The sequence below is a fragment of the Frankia sp. QA3 genome (genome assembly GCF_000262465.1).
Classification (GTDB): Bacteria; Actinomycetota; Actinomycetes; order Frankiales; family Frankiaceae; genus Frankia.
In genome coordinates, this window is the sequence record NZ_CM001489.1 from 5,999,103 (window position 1) to 6,020,235 (window position 21,133).

Genomic DNA, 21,133 nt, shown 5'->3' on the forward strand with positions numbered 1-21,133 from the left:
CGGGGGCCCGCTCGGCGGACGCCTGCGGATCGGAGGCCGCGGCCCGCGACGACCCGTCACGCGCCCCCGGCGGCCGCTGCGTCATGGGGTGCCGGGTGGACGGCCCCGCCGGCCGTTGGTAACGAAGCGCTTATAACTCAGTACGCGGTGTTCTGGAGTGAGGTCATCGGGTCCAGTCAACAGGCCCTAAATCATCCGACATGGATGTGTTCTGGTTGGTGATGGGTTGGCGTATGCGCTTGTTCATGCTCCGTTCACTCTGGATCGCTTCGATTCTTGCCGGCACCCCAGTCCGGGGGGCGGACGACATTCGGCGCCGTGAACGGCGCGAGGGACGAAGGGTTGCTTGTGAACCGAGGCAAGCGTCAGGCCGCCGTCGGGGCCGCGATGGTGGCACTGCTCACCGTGGCGGCGTGCGGAACTGACGACAACAACGACTCCGGCGGCAGCAACGCGGCGCCGTCGAGTGCGGCGAACGCGATCTCGTGTGCGAAGGGGTCCATCACGGGCTCCGGCTCGTCCGCTCAGAAGAACGCGATCGACGAGTGGGTCAAGGCTTACCAGAACGCGTGCTCCGGCGCGACGATCAACTACCAGTCGACGGGTTCCTCGACCGGTCGCCAGCAGTTCATCGCCAAGCAGGTCTCCTTCGCCGGCTCGGACTCGGCGCTGAAGGACCAGCAGAAGACCGACGCGGACGCGCGCTGCACCGGCGGTGCCGCGGCCGACCTGCCGATGGCCGTCGGCCCGGTGGCGCTGATGTACAACCTGTCCGGCGTCGACGGCCTGCAACTGTCCGCCCAGACCCTGGCGAAGATCTTCGCTGGCACGATCACCAAGTGGAACGACCCGGCCATCAAGGCCGAGAACAGCGCTGCCTCGCTGCCGGACGCGCCGATCGCCTCGGTGCACCGCTCCGACGGCTCCGGCACGACGGACAACTTCACCAAGTTCCTCAAGGGTGCGGCCGGCGCCGACTGGACGTTCGACTCCGGCTCGGACTGGAAGGCCCCCGGCGGCCAGGGCGCCAAGGGCAGCGACGGCGTCACCTCGACGGTGAAGTCCACCGAGAACTCCATCGGCTACGCCGAGCTGTCCTACGCCGAGAACGCCGGGCTCTCGACCGTCAAGGTCAAGAACGCCGCTGGCGAGTACGTCAAGCCGAGCACGGACGGTGCCTCCCTGGGCCTGAGCACCGCCAAGATCGCCGACGGTGACGACCTGAAGCTGACCTTCGACTACAGCACCGCGACGAAGGGCGCCTACCCGGTCTACCTGGTCACCTACGAGATCGCCTGCACCAAGGGTCTCCCGGCCGACCAGGCCGCGCTGGTCAAGTCCTTCCTGACCTACACCGCCTCGGACGCCGCCCAGTCCTCGATCGCCGACCTCGGCTACGCGCCGCTGCCGGACGCGGTCGCGACGAAGGTCCGCGCGGTCGTCGCCAAGCTGGCCTGACCCGCCCGTCCGACGTCACACCTCCCGCGCAGCGCGGCCCCCGGGCACCACGGCCGCCGCACATCGTAGCTACCAGCGCACCAGCTACCAGCACGGTCGCCCCGCGCCGGTCCGGACCAGGATGGTCCCGGACCGGGCGGGGTGGCCCGCACGACCTGACCGGCCCGGCCGGTGCCCGCGGTGGGGCGTACGACCCACCGCGGGTTCGTCGATGTAGGGCGGCCGCGGCACCCACGTCCCGCCGCGCGTGCCGCGCCCGGGACCTTGATCGCCAAGCCCCGTTCGGAAGCCCCGTCCGGGCGACAAGGAGAGAACCATGACGACGGAGCCGGACAGCTCGGCGGACGCCGCCGAGCCGCGGGGGGCCGCTTCGGCGACGGCCCCGCCGACAGACCCGCCGCCGGCCGGCGGGCCCGCGGCCGCATCTTCGGGCAAGGCCCGGGTCGGGGTGGCCGACCTGATCTTCAAGAACCTCACCCGCACGGCCGGCATCGGCCTGCTGGCGCTGATCGCCGTGATCGCCACCTTCCTGGTGCTGCGCGCCACCGACGCTCTCAGCGCCAACACCGGGAACTTCCTCACCACCGAGGAGTGGTTCCCCAACGCCTCCCCGCCGAAGTTCGGGGTGGCCGCGACCCTGTACGGCACGGTCGTCTCGGCGGCGGTCGCGATGATCATCGCGGTGCCGGTCGCGGTCGGGATCGCGCTGTTCATCACCGTGTACGCGCCCCGGCAGCTCTCCTCCATCCTCGGCTACATCGTCGACCTGCTCGCCGCCGTGCCGAGCGTCGTCTACGGCCTGTGGGGCCTGATCGTCCTCGCCCCGCACATGAAGGGCATCCAGCTCTGGCTGAACGACTACTTCGGCTGGATCCCGCTGTTCGACGCCGACTCGGTGGGGCGCTCGCTCTTCGTCGCCTCCGTCGTCCTGGCGATCATGATCCTGCCGATCGTCGCCGCGCTGTCCCGTGAGGTCTTCCTCCAGGTGCCGATCGCGCACCGCGAGGCGGCCCTGGCCCTCGGCGCGACCCGGTGGGAGATGATCAGAGTCGCGGTGCTGCCCTACGGCAAGCCCGGGGTGATCAGCGCGTCGATGCTGGGCCTCGGCCGGGCGATGGGCGAGACGATCGCGGTCGCGCTGGTCCTGCCCGCCTCGTTCAACATCTCCGAGCACATCCTCTCGCCCGCCGGCAACACGATCGCCGCGAACGTGGCGAACGGCTGGGGCGAGGCCAACGACATCGGCCGCGGCGCGCTCATCGCCTCCGGCCTGGTGCTGTTCATCGTCACGATGATCGTGAACATCCTCGCGCGAGCCATCGTCGCGCGCCGCCGCGAGTTCTCCGGGAGCGCCGCATGACCACCGCGACCGTGTCCGGACCGGCCGTCGACGGCACCGCGGACCGCCTGGGCCTGCGCGGGCAGAGCCTGCCGCGCTGGGTGCCGCTCGCCGTCGCCGCCGGCGCGGTGGTCGTCTCCCTGCTGATCTACCTGCTCACGCCGGTCGACAGCGAGATCCAGATCGTGCTGATGGCCGCGGTCGTCTTCGTGATCGCGATGACCGCCATCTCGACGGCGGTGGAGGGCGGGCGCCGGGCGCGGGACCGGTTCGCGACGACGCTCGTCTACACCGCGTTCCTGCTCGCCGTGATCCCGCTGGTCGCGGTGCTGGTCAGCGTGATCAGCAAGGGGGTCGGCCGGCTCGATGCCGACTTCTTCACCCATTCGATGAACGGCATCGGCGCCCGGGACGTGGGCGGCGGCATCTACCACGCCATCATCGGCACGGTCGAGCAGGTCCTGCTCGCCAGCGTGCTGGCGGTGCCGTTCGGCCTGCTGGTGGCGATCTACCTGGTGGAGTACGGCCGCGGCCGGATCAGTCGCATGATCAGCTTCTTCGTCGACGTGCTCACCGGCCTGCCATCGATCATCGCGGGTCTGTTCATCCTGGCGTTCTGGGTGCTCGCGCTCGACCAGGGCTTCTCCGGGTTCGCGGGCGCGCTCGCGCTCGCCGTGCTGATGATCCCGACGGTGGTGCGTTCCGCCGAGGAGATGCTCAAGCTCGTCCCGAACGAGCTGCGCGAGGCCGGGTACGCGCTCGGCGTGCCCCAGTGGCGGACCATCCTGCGGGTGGTCGTGCCCACCGCGCTGCCCGGGATCGTGACCGGCGTCATGCTCGCGGTGGCCCGGGTGGCGGGCGAGACCGCCCCGGTGCTGCTTACCGTCTTCGGGACGAACCTCATCAACTCGAATCCGTTCTCCGGCGAGCAGTCGTCCCTGCCGCTGTACATCTACTCCCAGGCCGGTCAGCCGCAGCAGTTCGCGGTCGACCGGGCATGGTCGGCCGCTCTGGTGCTGATCATCATCATCATGGTGCTGAACCTCATCGCCCGGCTGTTCGCCGGACGTAACCGGTTGAAATGACCCAGTCCCGGGCCGGTGGCGCCGCCGACGTCGCCGCCGCCGGCCCGTACCGCCCCCGTTCCGTCCGATCATCGAACAGCGTCCGATCACCGAACAGCGTCCAGACAGATCGTGAGTCGAGGTTGCCATGGCCACCCGCATCGACGTAAACGGGCTGACGGCGTACTACGGCAAGTTCAAGGCCGTAGCCGACGTGAACCTGACCATCGAGCCGAAGAACGTCACCGCATTCATCGGGCCGTCCGGGTGCGGAAAGTCGACGGTGCTGCGCACCCTCAACCGGATGCACGAGGTGCTTCCGGGAGCCCGGGTCGAGGGGCGGGTGCTGCTCGACGGCGAGGACCTCTACGGGGCCGGCATGGACCCGGTGAACGTCCGCCGCACGGTGGGGATGGTCTTCCAGCGGCCGAACCCGTTCCCCACCATGTCCATCTACGAGAACGTGATCGCCGGCCTGAAGCTCAACGGGGTGCGCAAGAAGGCCCTGCTCGACGAGCGGGTCGAGGAGTCGCTGCGCGGCGCGAACCTCTGGGAGGAGGTCAAGGACCGGCTCGGCCGGCCCGGCGCCGGCCTGTCCGGCGGCCAGCAGCAGCGGCTGTGCATCGCGCGGGCGATTGCCGTCGAACCCCAGGTGCTGCTCATGGACGAGCCCTGCTCGGCGCTCGACCCGATCTCCACCCTGGCCATCGAGGACCTGATCACGAAGCTGAAGTCGAGCTTCACGATCGTCATCGTCACCCACAACATGCAGCAGGCGTCGCGGGTCAGTGACGCCACCGCGTTCTTCTCCCTGGAGAAGACCGGTGACCCCGGCCGCCTCGTCGAGTTCGACAAGACCTCGAAGATCTTCAGTAACCCGACGGAGAAGCGGACCGAGGACTACGTCTCCGGGCGGTTCGGCTGACGGCGGCGGGAGTTCACGGACAGGACACGCGGATGCTCCCGGTACGGCGCGGGCCTGGTCAACCGGGGGAAGACGACCGGGGTCCGGCGGCCGAACGGTCCCGAGCCGCGGCGCAGGTCGGGTCGGGTGGCCGGCCCTCGCTGCTGATCGCCGACTCCGAGGTCGACGACGACATGCTCGTCGCCATCGCCGGTGGCGGGGTCGAGGTGAGCGTGGTGGCCGACGGCGCGCTGGCCCTGCTGGAGATCGGTCTCCAGCAACCCAGCGCCCTGCTGATCAGTGCCCGGCTGCCGGTCGTCGACGGGGTCACCGTCGTGCGGACGGTCCGCAGCGTGCCCGGGCACGACGACGTGCCGATCCTGCTCGCGGTCGGTCCCGACGAGCGGCCGGCCGCCGCGGCCGGCCTGGACGCGGGCGCGAGTGCCTGCGTCGGCAAGCCGTACCGGGTGCCCGAGGTCCTCGCAATGGTCGGCGTGATCGCGACCGGGCGCCCCGGCGCGCACCCGCCCCGGCCGGCGGGGGACGAGGTCCTGCGCGGCGGGCCGGTGCTGCTGGACCGGGCAGCCCACGAGGTCCGCCTCGACGGCACGGTCGTGTCGGTCCCGCCGCGGGAGTTCCGGCTGCTCGCTCTGCTGCTGGAGCAGGCCGGGCGGGTCGTCCCGCGGGAGACCCTGCTGCGGGAGGTCTGGGGCTCGGCGCACACCGAGACCAACACCCTGGCCGTGCACGTGCGCCGGCTGCGCCGCCGTCTCGGCGAGGCCGCCGGCGAGCCGACGATCATCGAGAGCATCCGCGGGGTCGGCTACCGGTTTCGCGCCGCGCCCGACCCCACCTGACCGGTCCCTGCGGCGGATCAGGTGGGCAGGGCGTAGACGCCGGGAGCGACGCGGACGACCAGGCCGTCGTCGATCAGCCCGGCCAGCGCCCGGTCCCGCTGGACCGGCTCGTCCCAGACCTGGTCGAGGAGGTCCTGGTCGACCGCCTGCTCGGCGTCGCGCAGGACGGCCAGTAGCCGGCCGCGGACCTGGCGGTCGGTGCCGGCGTAGCCCTGCGGCCGGCGGGCGGGGCCGGCCCCGGCCGGGCTGCCCGCCCCCACCCAGGCACAGCGGTGCAGCAGCGGGCAGGCGGCGCAGCGGGGGGTACGGGCCACGCAGACCAGCGCCCCGAGCTCCATCAGCGCGGCGCTGGTCATGGCCGCGGTCTCGGGATCGGCCGGCAGCAGCTCGGCGACGGCGGCCAGGTCCCGGCGGCTGACGGTGGCCGGCGGGTCGGCCCGGCCCTCCACGGCGCGGGCGAACAGCCGCCGTACGTTGACGTCGACGACCGGGTGGCGCTGGCGGAAGGCGAACGCGGCGACCGCCCGGGCCGTGTAGGTCCCGATCCCGGGCAGGGCGAGCAGCGCGTCGAGGTCTGCCGGGATCTCGCCGCCGTGCCGCTCGACGACGGCCGTCGCGGCCTGGTGCAGCCGCAGCGCCCGGCGGGGGTAGCCCAGCCGGCCCCAGGCGCGCACCGCCTCGCCGGCGGGCTGCGCGGCCAGCGCGGCCGGGGTCGGCCACCGGTCCAGCCAGGACTCCCAGACCGGCAGCACCCGGGCGACCGGGGTCTGCTGCAGCATGACCTCGCTGACCAGAACCGCCCACGGAGTCGTCCCGGGACGCCGCCAGGGCAGGTCCCGGGCGGCGGCGGCGAACCAGTCGAGCACCAGCCCGGCGAGCGTCTCCGGCACGGCGGAGGCCGGCGCGGGGGCCGGCACCGAGGCCGGCGTCGAGGCCGGGGGAGCGGTCACGGTCCGCGGTGCGCTGGTCATCCTCGCCATCGTGCCAGGCCCGCCGGTGGCGGGCGCGGGGCGGGTCAGACGTAGCGTTCCAGGATGCTCGACTCGGCCAGCCGCGACAGGCCCTCGCGCACGGCACGGGCCCTGGTCTCGCCGACGCCGTCGACGGTCTGCAGGTCGTCGACCCCGGCGGCGAGCAGCTTCTGCAGCGTGCCGAAGTGGTCGACGAGCCGGTCGACCACCATCCGTGGCAGCCGGGGCACCTTCGCCAGCATGCGGTAGCCACGCGGGCTGATCTGCCGGTCCAGGATGTCCGCCCCGCCGGAGAAGCCGATCACCCGGGCGAGCACGGTGAGGTCGAGCAGGTCGGTCGGCGACATCGCGGAGAGCTCGCCGAGGACCTGCGCGGCCGACCCCGCCTTCGACCCGGCGGGCAGGTAGTCGCGCACGGTGAGTTCCCGCTCGGTCTCGACGCCGGCCATCAGCTCCTCGAGCTGCAGCGACAGCAGCCGCCCGTCGGTGCCGAGCTCGACGACGTAGCCCTCGATCTCGTCCGCGATGCGGCGCACCATCTCCAGCCGCTGGCTCACCGAGATCGCGTCCCGGACCGTGACGAGATCCTCGATCTCCAGCGCGGACAGGGTGCCCGCGACCTCGTCGAGGCGGAGCTTGTAGCGCTCCAGGGTGGCCAGCGCCTGGTTCGCCCGGGACAGGATGGCGGCCGAGCCGTCGAGCACGTAGCGCCGCCCGGCCACGTAGAGCGCGATGATGTGCATCGACTGGCTGACCGAGATGACGGGGTACTCGGTCTGCTTGGCGACCCGCTCCGCGGTGCGGTGGCGGGTGCCGGACTCCTCGGTGGGCACCGTCGGGTCCGGCACCAGATGCACCGCGGCGCGAACGATCCGCTGCAGGTCCGAGGACAGCACGATCGCGCCGTCCATCTTGGCCAGCTCCCGCAGCCGGGTGGCCGAGAACTCCACGTCGAGCTCGAAGCCGCCGGTGCACAAACCCTCGACGACCTTGTCGTGGCCGAGCACAATCAGCGCCCCGGTATGCCCACGCAGGATGCGCTCCAGGCCGTCGCGGAATGGGGTTCCGGGGGCGACCGCGGCCAGTGTCGCCCGGAAGATGTCGTCTCCGGGTGGTCCCGCCATCAGGCTCCCTCAGCTCCTCGGCTCCCCGCTGTCTCCCACCTCTGCCGCGATGCTATCGGGGCGACCGGAGTCGGTGCGGTCCAGCTCTTCATGGGGTAACGAAAATACTCGAAACCGACATATTTCTAGTTACGCTTCATGCATTCGAGTTATGGCGCCGATCAGATCGGGCACCTCGGTGACTTTCATGCCCTCGGGAGCGGCCCCGGCACCCGCGGGCACGAGCGCCCGGCGGAATCCCAGCCGGGCCGCCGCGGCGAGCCGCTGGCGGACCGCACCCACAGCCCGCACCTCCCCGGCGAGCCCCACCTCCCCGATGGCGACGAGATCGGCCGGCAGCGGCCGGTCCCGCGCCGCGCTCACGACCGCGAGCGCAGTCGCCAGATCGGCCGCGGGTTCGGCGAGGCGCACCCCGCCGACGGTCGCGGCGTAGACGTCGGCCTTGCCGAACCGGACCTTCGCCCGGCGCTCGACCACGGCGAGGATCATCGCCACCCGGGCCGGATCCAGCCCGGACACCGCCCGCCGGGGCACTTGGGCGGACGTCTCGGCGACGAGGGCCTGCACCTCTGCGACGAGCGGCCGGCGGCCCTCCACCGTCACGGTGACGCACGTCCCCGGCACCGCCTCCAGACCGCTCGCCCCCGAGCGGGACAGGAACAGCCCGCTGGGATCGGCGATCCCGTGGATGCCGGAGTCGTCCATCTCGAAACAGCCGACCTCGTCGGCGGGGCCGTACCGGTTCTTGCCTGCCCGCACGAGGCGGAGCGCGGAGTGCCGCTCACCCTCGAAATGCAGGACCACGTCCACCAGATGCTCCAACAGACGTGGCCCGGCCACCAGGCCATCCTTTGTCACATGGCCGACAAGCACCGTCGCGAGGCCGAGCGCCTTCGCCGTACGGATCAGCGCGGCGGTGACCTCGCGCACCTGGGTGACGCCGCCGGCCGCCCCCTCCACCCCGGCGGCGGAGATCGTCTGCACCGAGTCGACCACCAGCAGGGCCGGCGAGACCTGCTCGACGTGGCGCAGCACGGCGCCGAGATCCGTCTCGGCCGCGATCCAGAGATCCTCGTGGAGGGCGCCCGTCCGCCCCGCGCGCAGCCGCACCTGGGCCGCGGACTCCTCGCCGGTGACGACGAGGGCCCGGGCACCGCCGGCGGCGCTGCGGGCGGCCACCTCCAGCAGCAGCGTGGACTTGCCGACGCCCGGCTCGCCGGCGAGCAGGATCACCGCGCCGGGGACGAGACCACCGCCGAGCACCCGGTCCAACTCGTCGATGCCCGTGGGCCGGCGGCGGGCCGCCGTGACGTCGACGGACACCACCGGCAGCGCCGGCGCCGTGACCTCCGTGGCCGCCACCGCCCGCCCCGCGCCGCCGAGGCCTTGGGCCCGGCGCGGCGCCGGCGCCTGAGCCTCGAGCGTCCCCCACTCCTGGCAGCGCGGGCAGCGCCCGGCCCAGCGGACGGACTCCGTCCCGCAGCCGCTACATCGGAACCCGCCCGACGCCGCGCGACCGGACGCGCGACCGCCGGCCGCCGGCCGAGTGGATGTCATGGGCGCCACGTTAACCGGCCGGTCCGACATGTCGGAGCCAGCCGCGCGTGGGGGCGCCCACAGGTGCTGTGTGACCAGGACCGGCCCCGGGGACGCCGTACCGGCTGTTACCGGCAGGCAGGGCGGTGCCGCGCGGTGCGGCGGAGCCGGGAGGCTGCGGCGGTCAGCCCGCGGTCGCCGTCGCGGCGGGGGTGGTGGCGCCGGTGGTCGGGCTGGCGCTGCCGGCGGCCGGGCTGGCGGTGGCGCCGGTGGTCGGCGTGGCCGACTCGGTGGCCGGCGTCTGCTGCGCCGGGCTGGTGGCCGCGACCGGGCTCTCGAAGATCTCGCCCGGGGCGCCGGAGGCGCCCGGAGCGGGCGGCTCCACCGGCACGTCCAGGGTCACGCTGCCGGCCTTCGCGAAGGTGAAGGTGATCGGGAGCTGGGAGCCGATCAGCAGATTCCTCTTCACGTCCCGCAGGGCCGGCGCGGAGTCGTCGGCGGTGAAGATCCGGCCACCGCCGGCCGGGAGGTCCGCCGACTTCGGCGGCTGGCCGCTGCCGGCCTCCGGCGACGACACCGAGACGAGGGTGTCCGGCTCGCCGCCCGCGTTGAAGAACGCCGACACGATCGGTGCGGAGTCGCCCTGGGACACGGGCCCGGCGACGTAGATATTGCGCAGGGTGATGGGACCGACGGACCCCGCGACGCTGTTGGTCGTGGTCCGCGAGAGGTTCGTCATCGCGTCGTTGCCGGAGGCGCAGCTCGCCAGGCCGGCCGAACCGATCACCGAGGCCAGCAGGGCGACGCCCACCCGGCGGGAGGTCATCCGCCGCCGGAACGCGGAGCGCGGGGCGGCGTCGTCGCGGGGTGCCGCGGCGGCGGGCGTCGCATCGGCGACGGCGGTGACTGACGAGAAACGGGCACCCGGACGGCGGCTCACAGCTCGGTGGCTCCTCCTGCACAAGACCGGCGCGTTAGGCGGCGCCGGTGCTGGTCGACGGCCGTCACGCGGGACGGCCACCCGGCGGCGCGCCCCGGCGCCGGTAATCGGACCCGGCGTGCAGGGGTCACCCCCGGTGCCCGGATGACCCGCCGCCGACGGTCCGGTGCTGATGGTCCGTCCGCGGGTGCCTCCGTGCGGGGCTAACACTAGCCACCCGGCAGCGCCACGTGCCCAGGCCGCCGGCCCCGACCAGCCCGCGTGGGCCGGTGGGCGACGTGCGCCGGGGCGGCGCCCGGGCGTCGGCATCGGCGCTGACCGGCCCGACAGGCCACGAAGGGCCGGTCGGGGACGTGGGCAGAGTCACGCCCTGCACCGGACCGGCGCGCGGACGGTCGCCCGCCGTGACCCGGCCGGCGGGCCACGCCGCCGCCGCGCCGAGCACCGCCGTGTCGGCGCGCGGGCGGGGTCCGGCCGCGCTACGTTCGCCGGGCGGTTCACACTCAACGCGCAGCCAACATCCGTCGACCTGTCGCCCGTTTTACCTGGTAGGGCTGTTCGGTGTCGTTGCGCGTGGATGTGGGCCCGGTGCGTGGATCCGTGTCGGGCGGTGTCCGTCGTCGCGAACGGCGACCGGAAGACGCCGGCGGGCCCCTCAGCTTGGCGTTGCGGCCCTTGCGCTTGCAGCGCGCGTCTGACCTGCGGCGATGCGTGCGTGTTACGCTGGTAGAGGCGGAAGGGGCACGTGACACATGGCGTTCCAAGTCGGCGAGACCGTTGTTTACCCGCATCATGGTGCTGCTCTGATTGACGCGATTGAAACCCGCGTCATCAAGGGCGAGGAAAGACTCTATCTCGTGCTGAAGGTCGCCCAGGGCGATCTGACTGTCCGGGTGCCAGCCGACAACGTCGGCATGGTCGGGGTTCGCGACGTCGTCGGGCAGGATGGGCTGGAACGGGTGTTCGAGGTGCTCCGGGCACCCCACACCGAGGAGCCCACGAACTGGTCCCGGCGTTACAAGGCAAATCTTGAAAAGCTCGCTTCGGGTGACGTGAACAAGGTCGCCGAGGTCGTCCGCGATCTATGGCGCCGTGATCGCGAGCGCGGTCTTTCCGCGGGCGAGAAGCGGATGTTGAGCAAGGCTCGGCAAATCCTTGTCAGTGAGCTCGCGCTCGCGGAGGGCACCAACGAGGACAAGGCCGAGGCGATGCTCGACGAGGTTCTCGCCGGCTGATCCAGACCTTGTCGACCCGGTCGTAATAGATCGGGCGCCGGTCGATCAATTCGGGTCGGCGTGATACTGACGGAAATATGATTTCCGGTCGGGAGGTCGGCCCTTCCGGACGCCCTGTCGTCCGGTGGGCCGGGTTCGCCGGCCGGCGCGGTCCGATGGCGGCGCCCGCACCCATCCGGCTGCGCACGCCCGATCGGCGTACCGGTCGGCCGGCTCGCATCCGGTCGGCCGGATAGGCCATGCTCTCGTGGTGGATGGCACACGGGAGGTCTGGTGATGGGCGAAGGTCTCCGGTCGCGGGCGGTCGGCCCGCGGGTCGCGGCGATCGTGCCGGCCGCTGGCCGCGGCGAGCGGCTGGGTGGAGGCACCCCGAAGGCGCTGCGGGCCCTGGGCGGTCGGCCCATGCTGGTGCGTTCGATCGAGGCGCTGCGGCGCTCGGAGTCGGTGACGCAGATCGTCGTGGCGGCACCGCCCACCCTGGTGGAGGTCGTGGCTCAGCTGCTCGGGCAGGACGTGCGCGTGATCGCCGGCGGCGCGGAGCGGGTGGACTCGGTCCGCCGGGCCCTGCGCGCGGTGGACGACGACATCTCCGTCGTCCTCGTCCACGACGCGGCCAGGCCCCTGACTCCACCCTCGCTCGTCGACGCGGTCGCCGCGGCGGTGCTCGCCGGCCACCCGGCGGTGATCCCCGTGCTCGGGCTGACGGACACCGTCAAGGAGGTCGGCCCGGACGGCCGGGTGATCCGTACCCCGCCGCGCGACGGGCTGCGGGCCGTGCAGACCCCGCAGGGATTCCGGCGTGACGTGCTCGCCGCCGCGTATGCCCTGCAGGACATTCCGGCGACGGACGACGCCGGTCTGGTGGAGGCTCTCGGGGTGCCGGTGACGACCGTCCCCGGCGCTCAGGAGGCGTTCAAGGTGACCCAACCGTCCGATCTCATACTCGCCGAGGCGCTGCTGGCCCGCTGGGCCCCGGGCGACGCCCGCCCGGGTGCGGACCCCCGCGGTGGGGCCGACTCCCGCGGGGGCGCGGACGTGCGCGGTGGCTCGGATGTCCGGAGCCTCGGGTGAGCCCGGACACGCCCGCGCCGGCGGACGGCGGCGTGGCACCCACCGACCGACCGGCCCCGGCCTCGAGCACGGTGACCACGGTGGTGCTGCCGCGCGTCGGCATCGGCGTCGACGTGCATCCGTTCGCGGCCGGCCGGCCGTGCTGGGTCGCCTGTCTGGAATGGCCGGGGGAGACGGGCCTCGCCGGGCACTCGGACGGGGACGTCGCCGCGCACGCGGCCTGTGACGCATTGCTCACCGCGTCGTGTCTCGGCGATCTGGGGAAGGTCTTCGGCACCGACCGGCCGGAGTACGCGGGCGCCTCCGGCGCGGTCCTGCTGGCCGAGACGGCCCGGTTGCTTGCCGTCGGCGGCTGGGTGATCGGGAACGTGTCGGTCCAGGTCATCGGCAACCGCCCGCGGATGGCGGCGCGCCGCGAGCAGGCCCAGGCGGCGATGTCCGCGGCCCTGGGCGCCTCGGTGAGCCTGTCGGCGACGACCACCGACGGGCTCGGCCTGACCGGCCGGGGCGAGGGGCTCGCGGCGATCGCCACGGCCCTGGTCGTGCGCGCCTGAGCGCTGGCCGCGCCCGGTGGGGTATGCCGATCTGTCATCGCTCGGTAGTGTGCCGGCGGTGAGTGAAAGGCTGGGCCGTCGTTGGCCGCTCCCCGAGGAGTCTGATGGCTGGTCGCCTTCCCGAGCCGGTGCGGGCCCTCGCGGACGCGCGGACCTACGTCGTCCTGGCCACGGTCCAGGCCGACGGCTCGCCGCGGATGACCGTGCTCTGGGTGGATCGCGACGAGGACGAGCTGCTGCTGTCCACGGCGCGCGGGCGTGCGAAAGAACGGGACATCGCCCGTGATCCGCGGGTCGGGCTGATGTTCCTCGACCAGGATGATCCCTACTCGTACGTGGAGGTGCGCGGCACCGCCACGCTGACCGAGCAGGGGGGCCGGGAGTTGATCGACCGGCTGTCGCTGAAGTACACCGGCGACATCTACCGGTGGGACGATCCGGGCGAGGTCCGGGTCGTCATCCGGGTCGTGGCAGACCGGGTGCTGACGGTCGGCTGACACGGGCTGCATACCCGCCACGGGGGCGGGAGCCGTACCCTTGACAGATGGGTCTTCACCTCTACGACACGCGCAGGCGGCGCGTGCGGCCATTTGAGCCGCTGCGCCCCGGTCACGTGGGCGTCTACGTGTGTGGACCCACCGTGCAGTCGCCGCCGCACGTGGGCCACGTCCGCACGGCGCTGCCGTTCGACCTGCTGCGCCGGTGGCTGGTGCAGTCCGGGCACGAGGTGACGCTCGTCCAGAACGTGACCGACATCGACGACAAGATCATTATTAACGCGGACCGGGACGGCACCTCGGTCTGGGAGCTCGCCACCCGCCAGACCAGGGCCTTCGACGACGCCTATCGCACGATCGGCATCCTGCCGCCCACGATCCAGCCGCGCGCGACGGGCCACATCCCCGAGATGATCGCGCTGATCTCCGCTCTGATCGACGGCGGCTACGCCTACGCCGGCGGGGGCTCGGTCTGGTTCCGGGTCGGTTTCTTCGCCGGCTACGGGGCCCTGTCGCACCAGCGGCCGGATGCCATGCTGCCCTCGGCGGAGTCGGAACCCGGCAAGGCCGATCCGCGGGACTTCGCGCTGTGGAAAGCCGCCCGGCCCGGCGAGCCGTTCTGGTCCTCACCCTGGGGTGATGGCCGTCCCGGCTGGCACCTGGAGTGCTCGGCGATGGCCGGGAAGTACCTCGGCCCGGTCTTCGACATCCACGGCGGCGGGCTCGACCTGGTCTTCCCGCACCATGAGAACGAGCGGGCGCAGACGGTCTGCGCGGCGGGCGGCGCCGCTGCCGGGGAGACCGGCGAGATGGCCCGGTACTGGATGCACGTCGGGCTGCTGACCACCGGCGGCACGAAGATGTCGAAGTCCCTCGGGAACTCGGTGCTCGTCGCGGACGCCCTCGACGCCGTCCGCCCCCAGGTGCTGCGTTACCACCTGCTGTCGGCGCACTACCGCTCGACGCTGGAGTACACCCCGGAGGCGCTGGGCGAGTCAGCCGCGGCGCACGACCGGGTGGAGACCTTCGTCCGCAACGCGCTGGACATCCTCGGCGGGCCGGGTGAGGCGGCGGCGCTGGCGGCCGACGACGGCGCGTCCCCGGCCGGGGGCGCGCGGGGACGGGCGGCCCGAGGTGGGCCCGGCAGCGAGGCCGTGGGCGGCGCGGCGGCGGATGCCGAGGCGGGGCTGACCCCGCAACAGGCGTGGGCGGACTTCGCGGCGGCCATGGACGACGATCTCGCCGTCGGCCGGGCGCTGGCGGCCATCTTCGGCGCGGTGGGCCAGGGCAACCAGGTGCTGTCGAAGGCGCACAGCCGCAAGCTGGCGGGCTGGGTCAACGTCACCCGCCGGATGCTCGGTGTCCTCGGGCTCGACCCGCACGAGCAGTGGCCCTCCGCCGGTGCCGAGCTTCGGCCGGCGCTCGACGGGGTCATGCAGATCGCGCTGGATCTGCGCTCGGCGGCGCGGGCGCGGCGGGACTACGCGGAGGCCGACTCGATCCGCTCGCGGCTCGCGGCCGCCGGCCTCATCGTCGAGGACACCCCCGAGGGGCAGCGCTGGCACCTGGCCTGAGGCCGGCCGGCGGCGGTCCTGTGACCGGGGCCGCCGCGCCGGCCAGGCCCCGGGTCATGGCCGGCGCGCGGGTTGCCTGCCGGTCGCACCCGGGCAGACAACCGCGCGGCGTCCCTGGCGCCGGCCTGAGCCACGGGCCGGCGCCCGGCGATCAGCGTGCGCGCAGCGTGATGCGCGTCCAGGCACCCAGGTAGACGCGGTCGCCGTCCCGGAGCGGGACGGGCTGCCCGGGTTCGATCGGGTCCGGTTCGTCGTTGAGCCGGGTGCCGTTCGTCGAGCCAGGGTCGCGCACGGCGTAGCCGCCGTCGGGGAGCTGCTCGAACAGCGCGTGGCTGCGCGAGATTCCCGGGTCCTCCGGCGCGCCGGACAGGTCGATGTCCGGGTGGATGCCACGCGACTCGCTGCGCCGTCCGACGAGCATCTGCGCGCCGGCGAGCGCGAAGACGCGGCGCGGGTAGAAGGTCGGGAACGGCACCCGGTGGTCGTCGCCGCTGTCGTAGTACTCGCGCTCCGCCTCGACGATGGCCTCCCAGACGGTGGCCCCCGCCGGGGAACGGTCACGATCCCACCCGCCGGCGCCACGCGGGTCGTCGGCGATCGGATCGCGCCGGCCGCCCCGGCCCGCGTCGTGGCGCGGGTCGCCGAGGTCGGGGTTGCTCAGCCGCGGGTCGTCGAGCCGCGGATCGCCTCCTGGCCGGGCGTAGCGGGGGTCGGTGGTGTGCCGCGGATCCCCGCCGCGGCCCGGCAGGCTCCGATCGGGCGCGCCCGCGGGCGCGGCGCCCGGGTCGAGGCCCAGCGGATCGGCGCCGTAGCCGTACCCGTCGTCGCGCCGGGTGCGGCGATGGGTGTCGGACTCGCGATCCAGGTCCTCGCCGTACCCACCCGCCCCGCGGCCCTCCCGGGCCGGCGGGTACCCGCCGCGGTCGGCGTCGGGGTACCCGGCCGGGGCGCGGTCGTCGCGGCCCGTAGGGGTCGCGTCCGCGGTCGGCCCGGTCGTCGGGGGCGCGGCCGTAGGGGTCGCGGTCGGCGTCGGGGTACCCGGCCGGGGCGCGGTCGTCGCGCCCGTCGCGCCCGTAGGGGTCGCGTCCGCGGTCGGCCCGCTCGTCGGCGCCCGGCCGGTCGTCGCGCCGGCGGGCGTAGGGATCACGGTCGTACCCGCCCGGCTCGTCGTACGGGTCCGCCTGGTAGCCGCGACCGCCGCGAGGCTGGTCGGCGTAGCCGTCGCGGCCGTACCCGCCGTACGGGTCGCCGCCGCGCGGCGGGTCCGCCACGCCGGACTGGTCGGCCGGCGAGCGCCGGATGCCCAGCGGGTCGTACCCCCCGGCCTCGGCCGCGTCCGGGCCGTCTGGCTGGGACGGGCCGCGCCGGCGTTGGCCGCCTGGCTCGTCCGTTCCGTAGGGAGACCGACCGCCGTCGTCCGGACGGTATTCGTACCTCTCCTGACCACTCATGATCCCAATTCCGCACCGATCGCAGTAGTCGGGTCGTGAGACAGGTGCCCCGCAGGGCAACGTGCCCTCACCTGATCACCGGTTCACCCGGAGGGTCCTCGTCGACCGTGTGTCAAGGACCATCTCATCGATCTTCTTGACGTTCTTCTTCAACCGAACCGTACCTGTTGTGGCATTGTCGATGTGAACCACCTTCTGTAGGAGGCGGTAGGTGTCTTCGTTGCCGGAGGCGAGCGCCAACTGGGCCCCGCGTCCGAGCAACAGTGTTGCAGTGGCCTCGTCGCCGGACTGACGCGCCTCCAGGCCATGCAGCACCGAGGCCGCGAGCTCGGCCTGTCCGGTGTAGTGGGCGACGGCCGCGCTGACCGGAGCGGACCGCGTCTCGTCGTCCGTCCACATCGCTCTCACCAGCGCCTGAGACGTTTCCCGGCCGTCGATGACGAGGCTGACCCGTGCGGCCAGCGCCTCGGTCCCGACCGGCCGGGCCTGCACCCGGATGTTCAGGTGGTAGTCGCGCGACTCGGTTCCCCACGCGCCGGTAGGGTAGTCGACGCTGTGATCGTCGGATGTGGCCGCCTCGGCCCTCAGATCGCGCAGCATGGGGGAGACCTCTCGCAGGAACCCCACCTCGGCGCCCCGCGGGGTCCACACCCGCAGCGCCACTCGGTCCGTGGTTCGGCTGGTGGCGGTCGCGATCACGCTGGTGAAGTCCGCGACGAGCTCATCCGGGCTGCCGATCGCGTCGACCGTGCCCAGTAGGCTCGTCGCGATCAGCCGCAGCTCGTCGATGCGCCAGTCGGTGCCGATGCCCCGGCAGTCGCACTGGAACCGCCCGCGGCACGCGGCGACGGCCGCTGCCAGGTCCCTCGCCAGCTCACCGTTCTGGCCGTCGGTGAGCAGCAGTGCGTGCGCGATGGCCCGCGGCCTGGTCGCCATCAGCGCCCGCGCCAGGTCCAGCCAGCGGCCGATGGCGGTGCCGCCGTGCGGCTCCACCCGCTCCACCGCGAGGCGGGCCTGCTCGCGCGTGGCGGGCGAGGCCGCCACCAGGCGCGGGCTGTCCGGGTAGATCATGCTGGCGGCGCCGGTGCCGCGCACGATGGCGAACCAGACATCGTCGGGCACGCAGTCGAGGGCCGCGCACGTCGCGTGGCGCGCCTGGGCGATCTTCTCCGGTGGGTTCGCCATCGAGCCCGAGCAGTCGAGCAGGAGGACCTCGGCGAGCTCCGGGCGCCGCGATCCGTCGAGTGACGGGGAGCCGTCCGGTGGGGGGGAGCCCTCCGGTGACGGGGAGCCGTACGTGGTGGTGGGGTCGGCGAGGCCGTCCGGGCCGTCGGGCCGGCCGGTCGACGTCACGGTGATGACGGCGTGCACGTCCGTCCCACCGGCCGGGAGGTACTCGTTCTGGTAGACCTCCGCGGTGAATGCGCCCATCAGTGCTCCACCCTGGCGGCGACCACGGTGATGTTGTCGTGGCCGCCGGCGTCGATGGCGAAGTCGACCAGGTGGCGGGCGACCTCGATCGCCGTGCAGTGCGGCGGGAGCTGGTTGACCAGCGAGGCCATGACGTCCGGCCGAGAGGCGTAGTTCCACAGCCCGTCGGAGCAGACGACCACCGTGGCCGGCACCTCGATCGGGAAGATCTCCGTGTGCGGGGCCACATCCTCGACGTCGCCGCCGAGCCAGCGGGTCAGCGTGTGCGCCCGCCGATGCGTCTCGGCCTCGTTGGCCGGGATGAGACCCGCCCGGGCGGCCTCGGCGGCCCAGGTGTCGTCCGAGGTCAGCCGCTCGCACCAGCGCGGCCCGAGCAGGTAGACCCGGCTGTCGCCGACCCAGCCGACGGTGACCATGCCCGGACCGTCCGGTGTGGGCGGGGTGACGATGGCGGCGGCGAAGGTGCAGGACGGGGCCATTCGCCCCTCGGCGGCGCTGAGCTGGGCGATCGTGGCCTGCGCCGCGTCGACGGCGGCGTGCAGCGCGGCCTCCGCGTCCTCCGGGGAGAATCCCCCGACGATCGCGCGCGGCGCCGTGCGCGGCTCGTCGTACCCCGGGTACGCCGGCTCCAGGATGTCCAGCATGTCGTCGGCCGCGCTGCCGCCGCGGGGCGGGCGGGTGTCGTGGTGGACCGGATGGCCGGGCCCGTGGGCCCGCACCGCGTCCGCCAGCACCGCCATCGCGGTGGCCGCGGCGGCGGCCGATGCCTGACCGGATCCGGGCGTGGTCGAGACCCCGTCGCACACCACCGCGATGAGCGTGCCGTAGACGACGGCGAGCCCCATCGCGTCCTCGTTGGTCGTGTGGCGCACCCCCCGGTCGCACACGCCGGCCAGCTCGCCGAGGTCGACCTCGGCGTGGTCGGCGTCGCCGTGCGCCGGGTCCGGGCCCTCCAGCGGATGCCCGCAGACCTCGCAGTAGTGGTCGTCCGAGTACACCGGCGCCGCGCACACGGGGCAGCGGCCCAGGTCGTCATCGGGGTCGAAGGCCCCGCTCCCGGTGAGCTGATAAGCCACCGTGGGGGCGTCGTCGTGCGGGTTGAGGTCCACTGTCATGCCGCCGGGAGGGAACGTTCGCGTGCGGGCGGTGTGCGCAGAGCCATGTGCTGGGTGCCTCCTGCCCCTGCTGGTCCGGTCATCGGAGCTCGCCGCCGTCGCTGCGCGACGCCGAGGGCGCACGGCCGGCGCCCGGACGAACTGGTCACACGCGTCGAGCTGGTCATCCTGGATTCATGGGGACGTATTCTCCCAGCTTCCCCCGGGGCTCGTCGACGACGTAGATCGCCGTGGGCGAGCGAGTTCCCGGCGCATCCCCTTTCGCCGGCGCGCAACCTTAAGAGAGCGTAAGGGTCGAGTGTCGACGATGGCGGCGGCCATGCCGCTGCCGGGGCGTCAGCCATGCCGGCCGACTCGGGGTCGGGCTCGTCGATCATCGGCTGGACCTCCGCTCGGGCCGGACCGGCCGGGGGTGTCGTAGGTGAGTACGCCGCCGCGGCCGGCGCTCCCCGACCGCGGTGCCCCGCCATCCCCGGGCCGCGCGAGCAGCGCGCCCAGCGCGGCGCCGTAGGCCGAGACCAGCCGCTCCGCCCGGGCCACCGACGGCGCCGGCGCCTGCGGCGGCCCGGCCACGAGGCTGGCCCGCGCCCGCGCGCCCAGGTCCGGCAGTTCGGCGGCGCCGGCGACGCCCAGTCGCCGCGCCTTGACCTCCCAGGCACCGAGCAGGCCGAGCAGCTCCTGCCGGCGCCGTTGCGCCGCGTCGGCCGGCGCCGGGCTCGCCGTCAGCGCATCGGCTGCCTGCCGCCAGGCGACGAGGCCGCGGCTGGCCTCCTTCCACCGGCCCGCAGTGGCCTGCCGGCGCAGCCGCGCCAGCCACGGCCGCAGGCCGAGGTGCGGATCGTCGAGCCAGTCGGCGGGCCCGGGGTTGCGCGCGGTGGCGCGGCCGGGCTGCGTGGTCGAGCCGGACGAGCTCCGCCAGCAGCGCGCCGGCCCGGTCGAGCTCGGCGGGCAGCCGCTCGCGCCGGCGGGCCAGGTCCGTGAGCGCCGCGTCCGCGGCGGCGAGGGCGGCCTCGACCCGGGCCGGCAGGTCGGGGGTGATCCCGAGGGGGTCGTGCCGGGTCCGCTCTGCCAGCTCGCCTACCAACCGCCGGGCGACGGCCAGCCCCGCGTCGCCCGGATCCGCCCCGACCCGGTCGGCGGCGGCCTCGACGGCGGCGAGCTCGCGGACCGCCTCCGCAACGGCGGCCACGCGGGCGGCCTGACGGTCGCGGTGAGCGGCCAGCGCGGATCTGATCATCAGGAGAGCCCGGTCCAGCCGGTGGGCCAGCTCGCGCGGCCGTAGCCGCCCGCCGGCCGGATCCTGGCCCGATCCTCGACCCGTCGCCGTCGCCGTCGCCGTCGCCGTCGCCGTCGCCGTCGCCGTCGCCGTCGCCGTCGCCGTCGCCGTCGCCGATCCCGGCCGCGCCGCCGGCGCGGGTGCCGCGGGCGGTAGCAGCGCGGGCACCGACGGCTCGTGCAGTAGGGCGCCCAGCTCGGTCAGCGCCGACGCGTCGATCCGGTTGCGGCGCCCGCGCAGCCGGTGGGCGGTGTGGACGGCGTCGCGCAGCACGATGAAGGCGGCCCAGGCGTCGGCGAGCAGCGCGGCCAGCTCGACCGCGTGCGCCCTGGTCCGGCCGGTCAGGTGGGCCGGGTCGAGAAGCGAGCGGCCCGGATGGCCGTCCAGCTCCAGCAACAGCGCTGCCTGGGACGCGACCATCCCGCCGAGCATGGTGAGGTCGGCATCGACGTCATCGAGGGTGACCCGCCCCCCGCCGGCTCTCAGCACGGCACGCGCCTGGGCCACGGCCCGCGACCGCGTGACCACGCCTGGCGAACGACGTGCACCGGACCCTCCTGACCTGGCCGAGGGCAGCCGGGACCACCCAGGTCACCGGCGTGGGACTGCCGCCTCAGGATAGGGCGCCGGGAAGCCCCGAACGACCATGTCGCGGCAGGTGGCCGGGTTCGGGCCCGCCGGACCCCCGGCCGGGGGCCCCTGGCCGGCCCGCGGGGCGGGTCGGGGCCGGCTGCGT

18 protein-coding genes are annotated in these 21,133 nt (G+C 73.8%); 10 read left to right on the plus strand and 8 right to left on the minus strand.

Translation table 11 applies throughout. The features are described 5' to 3' along the window. The first annotated feature begins 348 nt into the window (after positions 1–348). The 5 genes from pstS to FRAQA3DRAFT_RS24650 all read left to right on the plus strand — a co-directional run bounded on the left by pstS (position 349) and on the right by FRAQA3DRAFT_RS24650 (position 5,622). Positions 349–1,458 (plus strand): phosphate ABC transporter substrate-binding protein PstS, encoded by a 1,110-nt coding sequence (gene pstS, locus FRAQA3DRAFT_RS24630; protein WP_035921447.1) that lies wholly within the window; start codon positions 349–351, stop codon positions 1,456–1,458. Positions 1,459–1,774: 316 nt separating this feature from the next. Beyond that, positions 1,775–2,818: a phosphate ABC transporter permease subunit PstC gene (pstC, locus tag FRAQA3DRAFT_RS24635; RefSeq protein ID WP_009741767.1), complete on the plus strand. Its 1,044-nt coding sequence runs from the start codon at positions 1,775–1,777 to the stop codon at positions 2,816–2,818. Further along, complete coding sequence (gene pstA / locus FRAQA3DRAFT_RS24640; protein WP_009741768.1) at positions 2,815–3,882, plus strand: phosphate ABC transporter permease PstA; 1,068 nt, start codon at positions 2,815–2,817, stop codon at positions 3,880–3,882. The genes pstC and pstA overlap by 4 nt, the downstream gene beginning before the upstream one ends. Before the next feature lie 127 nt (positions 3,883–4,009). After that, complete coding sequence (gene pstB / locus FRAQA3DRAFT_RS24645; protein WP_009741769.1) at positions 4,010–4,786, plus strand: phosphate ABC transporter ATP-binding protein PstB; 777 nt, start codon at positions 4,010–4,012, stop codon at positions 4,784–4,786. Positions 4,787–4,818: 32 nt separating this feature from the next. Further along, positions 4,819–5,622 (plus strand): response regulator transcription factor, encoded by an 804-nt coding sequence (locus FRAQA3DRAFT_RS24650; RefSeq protein WP_009741770.1) that lies wholly within the window; start codon positions 4,819–4,821, stop codon positions 5,620–5,622. A 17-nt stretch (positions 5,623–5,639) separates the two neighbouring features. Here the strand turns inward: FRAQA3DRAFT_RS24650 and FRAQA3DRAFT_RS24655 are convergent, their stop codons facing one another. The 4 genes from FRAQA3DRAFT_RS24655 to FRAQA3DRAFT_RS24670 form a co-directional block, all read right to left on the minus strand. Next, on the minus strand, positions 5,640–6,602 hold the full coding sequence (locus tag FRAQA3DRAFT_RS24655; protein WP_009741771.1) for an A/G-specific adenine glycosylase: 963 nt from the start codon (positions 6,600–6,602) through the stop codon (positions 5,640–5,642). Positions 6,603–6,637: 35 nt separating this feature from the next. Further along, complete coding sequence (gene disA / locus FRAQA3DRAFT_RS24660) at positions 6,638–7,717, minus strand: DNA integrity scanning diadenylate cyclase DisA (RefSeq protein WP_009741772.1); 1,080 nt, start codon at positions 7,715–7,717, stop codon at positions 6,638–6,640. A 129-nt stretch (positions 7,718–7,846) separates the two neighbouring features. After that, complete coding sequence (radA, locus tag FRAQA3DRAFT_RS24665; RefSeq protein WP_009741773.1) at positions 7,847–9,304, minus strand: DNA repair protein RadA; 1,458 nt, start codon at positions 9,302–9,304, stop codon at positions 7,847–7,849. 133 nt (positions 9,305–9,437) lie between these two features. After that, entirely contained in the window at positions 9,438–10,193 is a 756-nt protein-coding gene (locus FRAQA3DRAFT_RS24670; RefSeq protein WP_009741774.1) for a copper chaperone PCu(A)C, read from the minus strand. A gap of 752 nt (positions 10,194–10,945) precedes the next feature. Here FRAQA3DRAFT_RS24670 and FRAQA3DRAFT_RS24675 point away from each other — a divergent pair. From FRAQA3DRAFT_RS24675 to cysS, 5 genes are all read left to right on the plus strand, one after another. After that, entirely contained in the window at positions 10,946–11,428 is a 483-nt protein-coding gene (locus tag FRAQA3DRAFT_RS24675; protein ID WP_009741775.1) for a CarD family transcriptional regulator, read from the plus strand. 276 nt (positions 11,429–11,704) lie between these two features. Next, positions 11,705–12,499: a 2-C-methyl-D-erythritol 4-phosphate cytidylyltransferase gene (gene ispD / locus FRAQA3DRAFT_RS24680; protein WP_009741776.1), complete on the plus strand. Its 795-nt coding sequence runs from the start codon at positions 11,705–11,707 to the stop codon at positions 12,497–12,499. Positions 12,500–12,570: 71 nt separating this feature from the next. Then, on the plus strand, positions 12,571–13,053 hold the full coding sequence (ispF, locus tag FRAQA3DRAFT_RS24685; RefSeq protein ID WP_035923446.1) for a 2-C-methyl-D-erythritol 2,4-cyclodiphosphate synthase: 483 nt from the start codon (positions 12,571–12,573) through the stop codon (positions 13,051–13,053). Between the two features lie 104 nt (positions 13,054–13,157). Next, a complete protein-coding gene (locus FRAQA3DRAFT_RS24690) occupies positions 13,158–13,550 on the plus strand; it encodes a PPOX class F420-dependent oxidoreductase (RefSeq protein WP_009741778.1) in 393 nt (130 codons plus the stop codon). A 47-nt stretch (positions 13,551–13,597) separates the two neighbouring features. Next, positions 13,598–15,124, plus strand: a complete 1,527-nt coding sequence (gene cysS, locus FRAQA3DRAFT_RS24695) for a cysteine--tRNA ligase (RefSeq protein WP_009741779.1) — start codon at positions 13,598–13,600, stop codon at positions 15,122–15,124. Positions 15,125–15,275: 151 nt separating this feature from the next. Here the strand turns inward: cysS and FRAQA3DRAFT_RS31790 are convergent, their stop codons facing one another. The 4 genes from FRAQA3DRAFT_RS31790 to FRAQA3DRAFT_RS36310 all read right to left on the minus strand — a co-directional run bounded on the left by FRAQA3DRAFT_RS31790 (position 15,276) and on the right by FRAQA3DRAFT_RS36310 (position 20,886). Beyond that, positions 15,276–16,271, minus strand: a complete 996-nt coding sequence (locus tag FRAQA3DRAFT_RS31790) for an FHA domain-containing protein (RefSeq protein WP_009741780.1) — start codon at positions 16,269–16,271, stop codon at positions 15,276–15,278. A gap of 379 nt (positions 16,272–16,650) precedes the next feature. After that, positions 16,651–18,006 (minus strand): VWA domain-containing protein, encoded by a 1,356-nt coding sequence (locus FRAQA3DRAFT_RS24705; RefSeq protein ID WP_009741781.1) that lies wholly within the window; start codon positions 18,004–18,006, stop codon positions 16,651–16,653. Continuing rightward, complete coding sequence (locus FRAQA3DRAFT_RS24710; protein ID WP_009741782.1) at positions 18,006–19,121, minus strand: PP2C family serine/threonine-protein phosphatase; 1,116 nt, start codon at positions 19,119–19,121, stop codon at positions 18,006–18,008. Before FRAQA3DRAFT_RS24710 ends, FRAQA3DRAFT_RS24705 begins: the two co-directional genes overlap by 1 nt. Positions 19,122–19,494: 373 nt before the next feature. Next, a complete protein-coding gene (locus FRAQA3DRAFT_RS36310; RefSeq protein WP_198286970.1) occupies positions 19,495–20,886 on the minus strand; it encodes a hypothetical protein in 1,392 nt (463 codons plus the stop codon). Positions 20,887–21,133: the final 247 nt, after the last annotated feature.

Coding starts and splice junctions, on each gene's coding strand:
- pstC (WP_009741767.1), top strand. CDS start 1,775: ATGACGACGGAGCCGGACAGCTCGGCGGACGCCGCCGAGCCGCGGGGG.
- pstA (WP_009741768.1), top strand. CDS start 2,815: ATGACCACCGCGACCGTGTCCGGACCGGCCGTCGACGGCACCGCGGAC.
- pstB (WP_009741769.1), top strand. CDS start 4,010: ATGGCCACCCGCATCGACGTAAACGGGCTGACGGCGTACTACGGCAAG.
- FRAQA3DRAFT_RS24650 (WP_009741770.1), top strand. CDS start 4,819: ATGCTCCCGGTACGGCGCGGGCCTGGTCAACCGGGGGAAGACGACCGG.
- FRAQA3DRAFT_RS24655 (WP_009741771.1), bottom strand. CDS start 6,602: ATGGCGAGGATGACCAGCGCACCGCGGACCGTGACCGCTCCCCCGGCC.
- disA (WP_009741772.1), bottom strand. CDS start 7,717: ATGGCGGGACCACCCGGAGACGACATCTTCCGGGCGACACTGGCCGCG.
- radA (WP_009741773.1), bottom strand. CDS start 9,304: ATGTCGGACCGGCCGGTTAACGTGGCGCCCATGACATCCACTCGGCCG.
- FRAQA3DRAFT_RS24675 (WP_009741775.1), top strand. CDS start 10,946: ATGGCGTTCCAAGTCGGCGAGACCGTTGTTTACCCGCATCATGGTGCT.
- ispD (WP_009741776.1), top strand. CDS start 11,705: ATGGGCGAAGGTCTCCGGTCGCGGGCGGTCGGCCCGCGGGTCGCGGCG.
- FRAQA3DRAFT_RS24690 (WP_009741778.1), top strand. CDS start 13,158: ATGGCTGGTCGCCTTCCCGAGCCGGTGCGGGCCCTCGCGGACGCGCGG.
- cysS (WP_009741779.1), top strand. CDS start 13,598: ATGGGTCTTCACCTCTACGACACGCGCAGGCGGCGCGTGCGGCCATTT.
- FRAQA3DRAFT_RS24705 (WP_009741781.1), bottom strand. CDS start 18,006: ATGGGCGCATTCACCGCGGAGGTCTACCAGAACGAGTACCTCCCGGCC.
- FRAQA3DRAFT_RS24710 (WP_009741782.1), bottom strand. CDS start 19,121: ATGACAGTGGACCTCAACCCGCACGACGACGCCCCCACGGTGGCTTAT.